The following is an 11121-nucleotide window of genomic DNA, read 5'->3' on the forward strand; positions in this document are numbered from 1 at the left end:
TATATTAGCCATTAAAGCTATTAGAGTACTATAAAATGGGGTTTTCGTATCTCCTTCGGCATAAAAAAACGGCAATACAACCTTAGTTAAAATATTAGCAGGTAGCCCTATAACATAAGCACTTAAAGCATAATAAGTATATTGCACCTCTATAAGATTAAATTTTCCCCTTTGAAACAGAATATATAAGATTTCTTCACCTAAAAATATTAATCCAATCGTAGCAGGCAAACTTAAAGCCACCCCATATAATAAACCATGATTTTTTACTTTATAAAGCTCTTCTGTACTAAATTTTTCTTTGTTGGAAACAATAGGTAAAATGACTGTGCCAATTGCTATTCCTATAATTGCCAAGGGGAATTGATGAACTCTATCCGCATAAAATAAATAAGAAATTGAACCTACTGGAAAAAAAGAAGCTGCTACCATATTAAAAATTACACTTATTTGATAAATTCCGGCTCCAAAAATAACCGGTATTAAATTCTTAAAAAATACTTTAGTAGGTGGTAGTATTTTTTTTAATTTACTAAATCCTATATTTAAACCTAATTTCTTACAACCATAAAATACTATTAGAAGCTGTAGAATCCCCCCTAAGGTTACACCCATTGCTGCAGCCGTAGCTCTATCAGTAAAAAAGTCAGAATATAATATACTAATAATCATAGATACATTAAAAAATACAGGCAGAGTTGCAGCTAAAACAAATCTATTCACAGCATTTAAAACACTTGCATAAAATGTTACTAAAGATATAAAAAATAAATACGGTAGTGTGATTCTAGTAAGTGTTACTGCTAAATTAAAGGTTTCCATACTAGTAATTTTTAAACCTGGAGCAGTTAATATAATTACCTCAGGCATAAAAAATTCCATTATAATTATTAATAATAATAATATCATACTCATAATGGTTAAGATTTGAGAAGCAAAACCTTTAGTTGCTTCTAAATTATTTTTTCTATAGGAAACAAATAACGGTACAAAAGCTGATTGAAAAGATCCTTCTGCAAAGAGACTTCTAAAAATCATAGGTAATTTTAAGGCTACGAAAAAAGCATCAGAGTACTTCCCAGCTCCTAAATAATAAGCTAGTAGGGTGTCTCTAATTAATCCTAAAAATCTACTTAAGAACGTAAAGAAACTAAATTTAAAAATATTTTTAAGACTAAACAAGGCTACTCTTTAACAATTTTTACTAAAATTACTTATCTACTTTATGTAATAACATAAAAATCTTAAATATTCTATAAACATTAAACTATTTAAGCTCTTGTTTTAGCTTAAATAAAATATCTAAAGCCTCTTTCGGTGTGATATTATTAATATCTAAATCTAGGAGTGTATTTTTTAATTCTTGTAAGTTTTGTTGCTGAAGGTGATACTGTTCATTATCATGATTAATTAAAGTAGTTGGAATAATCTCTGCCTGAGCATTTACTGGATATACCTCTAATTTTGGAGTTATTATATTATCCTTAGCTATTTGAGTACTATAACTAAATAAATCTAACTTTTTAGGTTGTATATTTTGAAATTCTAAATTTTTTAAAGTATTTTGAGCACTTATTATTACTGATTTTGGCATACCAGCAATTTTTGCCACATGAATACCATATGATTTATCGGCATTGCCAGGAATTACCTCATGTAAGAACACTATATTATTTTGCCATTCTTTAGCTTTTACAGTAAAACAGGATAATCTACATAATTTTTCTTCTAAAGTAACCAATTCATGATAATGAGTAGCAAATAAAGTTCTGGCTTTAATTTGATTATGAATATATTCAACCACCCCAAAAGCTATAGATAAACCATCATATGTAGAAGTACCTCTCCCGATTTCATCTAAAATTATAAAAGATTTCTCCGTGGCATTATTTAAAATGGTAGAAGTTTCCAACATTTCTACCATAAAAGTTGAATTCCCCTGAAATAAATCATCACTTGCCCCCACTCTTGAGAAAATAGCATCGGTAATCCCAATATGTGCCTTTTCTGCAGGTACAAAACAACCCATTTGAGCTAAAATAATCATTATAATATTCTGCCTTAAGAAAGTACTTTTTCCTGACATATTAGGACCTGTAATTAGAAATAAATTATTATCTTGTGTCATGTCACAAGTATTGGCAATAAAACTATTAGTTACTTCTCTTCTTAAACTTTCTTCTATAACTAGATGCCTACCTTTTATTATTTTAAATACTGTAGAAGCATCAACTACAGGTTTAATCAGATTTTTCTGCTCTGCCAAAAAAGCAAACGCACACAAAATATCCAATTGAGAGATTGCTTGTATGGTTTTTGATAAAATATCCTTCTGCTCTAAAACCATTTTACATAAAGCTTGATAAATTTCTATTTCTTTTTCCAAAAAAGCCTGTTGTGATTTTAATAAAATATTTTCTAATTCTATTAATGCTTCTGTAGTATAGCGCACTACATTAGATAAGCTTTGTTTATGTGTGAAAAGTTTATTATTCAGCATTTTAGAGGCTTGTTTACTAGAAACTTCAATAAAATATCCCATAATTTGGTTATATTGAATTTTTAAAGAACTAATACCACTAATAAAAATATATTCTCTTTGTAATTCTAGAATTGCATTGGTAGTTTCCTGTTTTCTTGCTCCCAAACTTTTTAATACTACATCATAGTTTTTGATAATAAAGCCTCCGCTTTTATGGGTAACCGGTAAGTCAGGCAATAAGGCCCTGTTTAATTGTTCTAATAGATCAGAGAAAGTATCAATGGCATTGATCCTATTTTGCAAATAATCTGAGACTGTAGTTCCTAAAAAAAAATCTTTAATATCAGCAAATACCCGTAAAGATTCTTTAATTGCTCCTAAATCTCTGGGAGAAGATCTATTTAAAGAAATTCTGGAAATACAACGCTCTATATCTAAAAATCCTTTGATAACCGTTCTAATCTTATCTCTAATTGTAGGGGTTTTAAGAAAAAATTCCACACTATCAAGACGGTTATTAATTTCACTAAGGGAAGTACTAGGGGAATTTAACCATAATCCTAATAATCTAGAACCTGCTGCAGTAATAGTATAATCTATAGCATGTTTTAAACTACCCTTATAAGCTCCTCTATTATTTTTATCAAGCTCTAAACTTCTTCTGGTAAAATAATCTATTTTTAAAATTTGAGTACTTTGATATAGTTTGGGAGGTAAAATATTTGGTTTTCCTTCCTTCTGAGTTAATAAAATATAATCTAAGAGTACCCCAGCTACTGTAGTTTCCCAAGACTCTAAATTAATTTTTGAAGAACTATATTGGTTTGTAAAAAAATTCTCAAGTACTTTTTTAGCACTAATATAATTATAGCGTTCTTTAGATATAATACTGCAAACAGCCTTCCATTCAAGTAAAAGTTTATGTTTAAACAAATCTTCAGTTAAGAGAATTTCCTTAGGATTAACTTTACTTAAAATGTTTTTAAGGTTATTAAGTATAGTACTTTCTACAAAAAAGTCTCCGACTGATATATCAACCCAAGCTACAAAAATATTATTTTTATGAACATAAATACTACAAATATAATTATAAGTATCTTTATCTAATAAACTATCCTCAATTAAAGTGCCTTGGGTTATAATTCTAACTACATCTCGTTTGATTATTTCTTTGTAACCTCGTTTTTTACTATCAGCAGGACTTTCTAATTGTTCACAAATAGCTACCTTATAACCTGCTTTTATTAATCTACTTACATAAGATTCATAACTATGAAAAGGAATACCACACATAGGAACAGGATCTCCTTTGTTTCCTCCTTTTTTAGTTAAAACTATACCTAATTCAGCTGCTGTAACTTTAGCATCTTCAAAAAATAGTTCATAAAAATCACCTAATCTAAAAAAGAGTAAACAATCTTGATGTTTTTGCTTAATTTCTAAATATTGTTTAATAACTGGGGTAGTTTCTGTTTCTTCCCGAATGGGGGTGATTTTTTTTCCCCACTTTTCCATAATATTTTACCAATAATTACTAATTTATTTTCTTAATACAAATAATATTTTAGCCCGAAGGAAATCATATGAGCTTTAAAGCCACTTTTCCTATTTGGAGGGGGCTGAAAGTCTGGAGGCCAAAGAGTCTCTGGGTCAGATGTTCCAAGCTGCTGTGCCACAATTGTAATTTCTGTTGAGAGTAAATACCTATATTCAATAAAAAATGATGATTTAATAATCTTATTATCCACCTGAAAGCCCACTATAAGTTGCTTTACTCGTACATTGTCACGGCCTCTATATTGCTCACCGGTACCATTTTCTAACATATTATAATCAACACCTTGATATTTTAGATAACCTAATCCCGTACCATATCCTACATAAGGATAAATAAAATCACTAAAGTATCTAAAGTCAAAATAAGCATTAACCATTCCTTTCCCTTGCAAACTAATTTGACCCCTTGGCTCTAAACTAGTTCTAGGAGGTACCCCTAGTGCGTGTTGATTATATTTAATATCAAAATAACTGTAATGAAAATAATGTTCTCCTTCTATCCTAAAGTTTCTAAAAAAAGAAACATACTCAAAAGGTCTTAATCCAATATGAGCAGATATTCCGATATCAGGAAGAAACTCTTCGGGATTAAATAATCTTCCATATCCTGCATTAGATATTGAGTGATTAGATTCTAAATGAATCGCTCCTCCGATATAAACATCTGCAAATTTTCTTTTATAAGGATAAGAGTCTTTTTTATAATCATCATATTCACTAACTGCCGCAAGAGAATTACTAACAATAAATAAAGAACCAACCACAAAGAATAATAATTTTTTACTCATTAATTTTTTCATTATAATCATATCTTTAGTATTATAGTATACATTATAAGGGGATACAACATTTTTAATCATGGCACTTTAATAAAATTACTTAATCTTATTACCATAATCTAGCGATTATCCTCTTTTTTTAGTTATTATTTTCCTTACAAAAATTTATATGATAATCCTATAAAAATCCCCTGAGACACAAAGTTACGTTTTGTGGCATGATCAACCGCAAATTCAACTATGTTAGATTTAAAAGTAGCAGTATTTGCATATCTATACTCTGCATAACCACTTAATCCCATTATAGGAATTTTAGCATCTATTCCAGCTGTAAGAGTTAATATTTTAGCATTTTTCTTAGTATCGCCTTTTTGCTGCAATGCATCAGAAAAATTATTTGTTCTAAATGTAAAATCAGATTGTAAAACCCCAACCCCTACATAAGGTGTAACTATAGGTAAAATGGTAATTAAATCATAGTATAATCCTGCTCCAAAAGCAGTATAGTTAAGTACTTTAGATTTTGAGCCTTCATATTGTGCTTCTATTCTAAAATTAGATAGTATAGGAATAGGAAGAGTAATTGGTCTAACTCCCAATTTCATAGCGTATCCGTTATTAGCAGAACTATTATCGGCAATTTTATTAGTGCCACGTAAATAGCCTGCACTTGAATATATCTCCGGAATAACCGCAAATACATTTAGGGTTAAGATGAAGAACATCATGATACTAGTTAAAATTTTTAGCATTTTTTTACTCCTTTGTTGTTTTGTTGATATTATTCAATTCAATAATATCTTTAATTTCCCCTCTTATAATTACTTTTTGCTTCTTCAATTTGTATTTCTTCCTCTAATTCAGTATTAGACTTAATTTGAACTACAGTATTTTTAGTATAGAAATTTATTCTGACTCCTACAAAAAAACGAAAATTTCTCATCTCATATTCACTGTAAAAAGAAAAATATTTAATGGGTGTTAAAGTTACCGCTAAAAGAATATCATTTTGATAAAAATCTGCATCCTGACTGTTAAATTCAGGTTGATACTTTCTTATAAATCCGTACTGTCCCCAACCTATTGATAAATTAATAGGTTGTTCATAAAAGAAGTCGTAGTAAATAGCAATTTTATCCATTGTTAGATAGGGTTGATAGTGAATCCTTACCGAATTATAAGTTATTCCACCACCTATTTCCATTTTATATTTATTGGGTTTAGTATCTTCAATTAAAATTTTATTACCTAATATAAACGCACTGTATTGATTAGCATAACCCCAAGAACTTAATAGTGTTCCCAATAAAATAATTATAACTTTAAATCTCAACATATAAATTCTTTAACATAATAACACTAATTTTGTCAATAAAACGTATACTCATAAAGTCTATTCCTAAAGATTTTTCTATAGAGTTTAATATATTTAATTCACAACACTTTTAAGTATAATTACTATAGGGTTAATTTTTTACTAAAAATAACTTTTAAACCCTATGAAGCAAATTATATTTATTTCATTATAGTACTATACACCTTATAAAAAAGAAAGTAAATCCTTAAAGAAGATATCTATACAAACTCTAAAAAGAATAAAACCATATACTTTATTTCTCGACTCTTATAATGCTTTCTCTAATTAAATTTTGGGCTTTTTCTTTATCTGCAAAACTTTGAACTTTTACCCACTTATTAGGTTCTAAATCTTTATATCTTTCAAAAAAATGAGTAATTTGTTTTAAGAGTATTTCCGGTAAGTCTTTATAGGTTTGTATGTCTTTATAGGTTATTGTTACTTTATTTACCGGAATTGCTATGATTTTTTCATCAATCCCACTTTCATCTTCCATTAATAATACCCCAATCGGTCTTACCTTAATTACAGAACCAGCCATTATAGGGATAGGAGTAATTACTAAAACATCAAGAGGATCTCCGTCCTTCCCTAAAGTATTAGGTAAAAATCCGTAATTAGTCGGATAATACATAGGAGTAGCAACAAACCTATCTACTATTAAAGCTCCTGATTCTTTATCAATTTCATACTTTATCGGTACACCACCACTGGGAATTTCAATTATAGCATTAAATTCTTCAGTAGGGTTATTTCCTAATTTAATTTTAGAAATATCCATATTTTATCTCCTTATGTTCATTAATTTTAATATTAGTAGTTAATTATTTATTTTTATCATATCTTTTTCTAAAGGCACTATCTAAATATTTTTTTCTCAATCTAATATAGTGTGGTGTAACTTCAATTAATTCATCATCTTCTATATAAGATATAGCTTCTTCTAAGGACATTTTCCTAGGAGGAGTTAAGGTAACAGCATCATCTTTCCCAGAAGCTCTCATATTAGTAAGTTGTTTGGATTTTAAAGGATTTACTTCTAAATCATTATCTTTATTATGTTCACCGATAATCATACCCTGATAAACTTCATCATTATGAGAAATAAATAAAGTACCCCTATCTTCCAACCCAAACAAACCATAAGCCACAGCTTTCCCGTTAGAATTAGAAATCAGAACTCCTTTATAACGACTTTCAATAGGTCCTTTTAACTCTTCATAAGCATAAAAAATACGAGACATAGTTCCTGTACCCTTAGTATCTGTTAAGAATTTACTATAATAACCTATTAACCCCCTAGTTGGAGCTATAAAAACTATTCTTTGTTTATGATCATTAGTAGAAGACATTCCATCAATTCTACCTTTTCTTTTTTGTAAAGCTTCTATTACAATTCCTGCAAATTCTTCATCCACATCAATCTGTACTAATTCCATAGGTTCTTGTTTTTTACCATCAATCTCCTTAATTAATACTTTAGGACGCCCTACTGACAATTCAAAACCTTCCCTACGCATAGTTTCAATAATAATAGAAAGCTGTAATTCCCCTCTACCTGCCACTTCAAAACTATCAGTATTTTCAGTTTCTTGAACCTTAATAGAAACATTAGCTTCCTGCTCTTTGTCCAATCTATTTTTAATTAATCTCGAGGTTAATTTTTTACCGTCTTTTCCAACCAAAGGAGAATCATTGACAGAAAAAACCATGGATAATACGGGTGGATCAATAGCTTTGGCATAAAGAGGAGTATCTACTTCTACATCACATAAGGTATCAGATACTGTAGCTTTAGAGAAACCGGAAATAGAAATAATATCCCCGCAAAAAGTTTCTTCCACAGATTCTTTCTTTAAGCCTTCAAAAACCATGATCTTAGAAACTTTAGCTTTTTCAACTAAGTTACCATCCCTATCTAGGGCTTTTATATTATCCCCAACTTTTACATTCCCGCTATAAATCTTACCTGTTAAAATTCTGCCGACATAAGTATCATTTTCTAACATAGTTGTAACCATAGAAAATTTTATATTATGCTTAGTTGGCGGGGCTACATATTTTATTATGGCTGCAAACAGTTTATCTACATTAGTGGTTTGTTTCTCCTCACTATCAGACACCCAACCATCCCTAGCTGCTGCATATAATATAGGAAAATCTAATTGCTCTTCATTAGCATCTAAATTAGCAAACAAATCAAAAATTTCTTCATATACTGCTTGAGGTCTTCTATCAGTTTTATCCATTTTATTAATCACAACTATAGGCTTTAATCCTAAACTTAACGCTTTAGCGGTAACAAATCTAGTTTGAGGCATAGGACCTTCTTGACTATCCACTAATAAAATTACCCCCTCTACCATACCTAATATACGCTCTACTTCCCCTCCAAAATCTGCATGTCCCGGTGTATCTACAATATTAATTTTATAATCTTTCCACCTAAGAGAAGTACACTTTGCTAAAATAGTAATTCCTCTTTCTTTTTCTAAATCATTGGAATCCATAACTCTTTCATTTACATGTTGATTATCTCTAAAAGTTCCACTCTGTTTTAATAGAACATCTACCAGAGTAGTTTTGCCGTGATCAACGTGGGCAATTATTGCAATATTTCTAATTTCCATTAACTTAAAATCCATTTATTTTTTATTTTTGATATTTACTGTTATTATTGCTAACATACAATATATAATAATTATTACCTCATAAGTATACTAAATTTATGCATTATTTCAAAAGACAAATATTTTTATTACTATTATTGCTACTTCTTGTAGCTTGTACTTCTAACCATAAAAATAACTCTTTTAGCGAAAAAGATTATGCTTTTGCTAAATCTTATGAGATATCAACCTTAACAATCTATCAAAATGAAGAGCACAAACTTGCTAAAGAAGATTTTTTGAAAAATCAAAATAATCCTGATTATGTCTACGCTTTAACAAAAAATGATATTTTTAACCTCATCGGGGCTCCTCAATTAACAAAAGTAGAACAAAATTCTGAGATTTGGCAATATAGACAAGCTACTTGTATTTTTAATGTGATTTGGAGAAATTCTAAACTAGTTTATTTAAAATCCTACAACCAAAATAAAAAAGATATTAATCCTGTAACTTGCTTTTTTAATATTGTACAAGGCTCTACAGATGCTTTATAGGGTAGAAAATACATTTTTAGATAACATTTTATAATAAAAATTTTTACTAACTGCAAGATAGAGCTTGATTTTTCTTAAAAAAACTACTATATATAGTAGTATACATTAATACCTAATAGGAGAAAATTTAATGAATGAATTAAAATATCAACACGACACTATACAAACAGTTGATGCAGGTTTACGAGCTTATATGCTAAAAATTTATAACTATATGTGCAGCGGATTGTTAATTACTGGACTAGTAGCTTATTTAACCGCTAATTCTCCAACTGTTTTCCAAGCTATTTTTGGGTCAGGATTATCTTTTGTTGTAATGTTAGCTCCTTTAGCTTTTATTTTAGTATTAAGTTTTGGAATTAACAAACTTAGTAGCCAAACCGCTCAACTATTATTTTGGTTATTCTCTGCAGTAATGGGATTATCTTTAGCTTCTATTTTCATGGTTTATACCGGCGTGAGTATTGCTAGAGTATTTTTTATTACTTCTGCAACTTTTTTAACTATGAGTATTTACGGATATACTACTAAAACCGACCTTTCAAAGTTTGGTTCAATCCTAATGATGGGCTTAATCGGAATCATTATTGCCTCTATAGTGAATATCTTCTTAAAAAGTTCTGCCATGCAATTTGTAGTATCAATTATTGGAGTATTAGTATTTACCGGTCTTACTGCTTGGGATACTCAAAAAATAAAATTAGCGTATAATTCTATGGATGACAGTGAAGTACACGGCAAAAAAGCTATTATGGGAGCTCTATCTCTTTATTTGGATTTTATCAATCTTTTCTTAATGTTATTAAGATTGGTAGGAGATAGAAGGTAATTTAATTTTATTATCATTATCTTTAAAAAAAATTATGAACTAAACTATCTATTAAGAAAATTTTCTTAATAGATAGTTTTTTCTTAAGTGCTATCGAATATTAAGGTTTGGAGTATTAAGAGATTTACCTATGTTTAGATACAAGCTCATAATAGAATATGACGGCAGTGCATTTTATGGCTTTCAAAAACAAAAAACTTTAATTACTATCCAAGAAGTAGTAGAAAAAGCCATTCTACAACTATCAAAAACCTCTACTAAAATTTATTGTGCTGGAAGAACTGATACCGGAGTACATGCAACTGGACAAGTTATTCATTTTGATTTAATAAAAGATTTTTGCTCAAAACGCCTTAGGGATGCTTTAAATTTTTATCTAAAAGATTATGTTGTTTCTATAATTTCATGTGAGAATTTAGGAGCTAACTCTCAGTTTCACGCAAGATTTTCAGCACTTGAGAGAATTTATGAATATAAAATCTTAAATAGAGCTGCACCCTTAACATTTCAAAAAAATTTATTTTGGCAAATTATTAAACCCCTTAATTTAGAAAATATGCAACAAGCTGCTAATTTATTAATAGGATTCCATGATTTTTCTACTTTTAGAGCCAGTGCTTGTCAGGCTAAAACTCCTTTTAAAAATATCAATAGTATCAAAATTACAAATACTAATAATGATGTTTTTCTACTTTTTAAAGCTCCGTCTTTTTTACATCACCAAGTACGGAATATTATCGGAAGTTTAAGTTTAGTAGGACTTGCAAAATGGAGTGTGGCAGATTTTAAAAAAGCCTTTTTAGCAAGAGATAGAACAAAAGGAGGGTTAGCAGCACCTCCGCAGGGTTTATATTTTAAAGAAGTAAAATACTAGATCAATTTTTCCTGTTACTTAAATAATAAATATTATACACTAAGAAACAATATCTTATAATAAAGTTTATGTATATA

10 protein-coding genes are annotated in these 11121 nt (G+C 29.2%); 3 read left to right on the forward strand and 7 right to left on the reverse strand.

Annotation, left to right across the window (positions count from 1 at the left end):
• From murJ to typA, 7 genes are all read right to left on the reverse strand, one after another.
• Positions 1-1182, reverse strand: a 1182-nt coding sequence (murJ, locus tag ACQCX0_RS02655) for a murein biosynthesis integral membrane protein MurJ (protein ID WP_462562619.1), incomplete at its 3' end; no start/stop codon positions are given.
• Between the two features lie 85 nt (positions 1183-1267).
• Positions 1268-3997, reverse strand: coding sequence for a DNA mismatch repair protein MutS (gene mutS, locus ACQCX0_RS02660; RefSeq protein ID WP_462562621.1), 2730 nt, complete (start codon positions 3995-3997; stop codon positions 1268-1270).
• A gap of 32 nt (positions 3998-4029) precedes the next feature.
• Positions 4030-4839: a hypothetical protein gene (locus tag ACQCX0_RS02665; RefSeq protein WP_462562623.1), complete on the reverse strand. Its 810-nt coding sequence runs from the start codon at positions 4837-4839 to the stop codon at positions 4030-4032.
• Between the two features lie 134 nt (positions 4840-4973).
• The gene (locus tag ACQCX0_RS02670) at positions 4974-5570 is read right to left on the reverse strand and encodes an outer membrane protein (RefSeq protein ID WP_462562625.1); all 597 of its coding nucleotides are present in this window, start codon (positions 5568-5570) and stop codon (positions 4974-4976) included.
• 50 nt (positions 5571-5620) lie between these two features.
• Positions 5621-6154, reverse strand: coding sequence for a hypothetical protein (locus ACQCX0_RS02675; protein WP_462562626.1), 534 nt, complete (start codon positions 6152-6154; stop codon positions 5621-5623).
• A 274-nt stretch (positions 6155-6428) separates the two neighbouring features.
• A complete protein-coding gene (gene ppa / locus ACQCX0_RS02680) occupies positions 6429-6956 on the reverse strand; it encodes an inorganic diphosphatase (protein WP_462562627.1) in 528 nt (175 codons plus the stop codon).
• 43 nt (positions 6957-6999) lie between these two features.
• Positions 7000-8805, reverse strand: a complete 1806-nt coding sequence (gene typA / locus ACQCX0_RS02685; protein WP_462562628.1) for a translational GTPase TypA — start codon at positions 8803-8805, stop codon at positions 7000-7002.
• A 98-nt stretch (positions 8806-8903) separates the two neighbouring features.
• Here typA and ACQCX0_RS02690 point away from each other — a divergent pair, with 98 nt between their 5' ends.
• From ACQCX0_RS02690 to truA, 3 genes are all read left to right on the forward strand, one after another.
• Entirely contained in the window at positions 8904-9341 is a 438-nt protein-coding gene (locus ACQCX0_RS02690) for a hypothetical protein (RefSeq protein ID WP_462562629.1), read from the forward strand.
• A gap of 130 nt (positions 9342-9471) precedes the next feature.
• On the forward strand, positions 9472-10170 hold the full coding sequence (locus tag ACQCX0_RS02695) for a Bax inhibitor-1/YccA family protein (protein WP_462562630.1): 699 nt from the start codon (positions 9472-9474) through the stop codon (positions 10168-10170).
• Positions 10171-10300: 130 nt separating this feature from the next.
• Positions 10301-11044 (forward strand): tRNA pseudouridine(38-40) synthase TruA, encoded by a 744-nt coding sequence (truA, locus tag ACQCX0_RS02700; protein WP_462562631.1) that lies wholly within the window; start codon positions 10301-10303, stop codon positions 11042-11044.
• Positions 11045-11121 lie beyond the last annotated feature (77 nt).

Source organism: Candidatus Hepatincolaceae symbiont of Strigamia maritima (genome assembly GCF_055505085.1).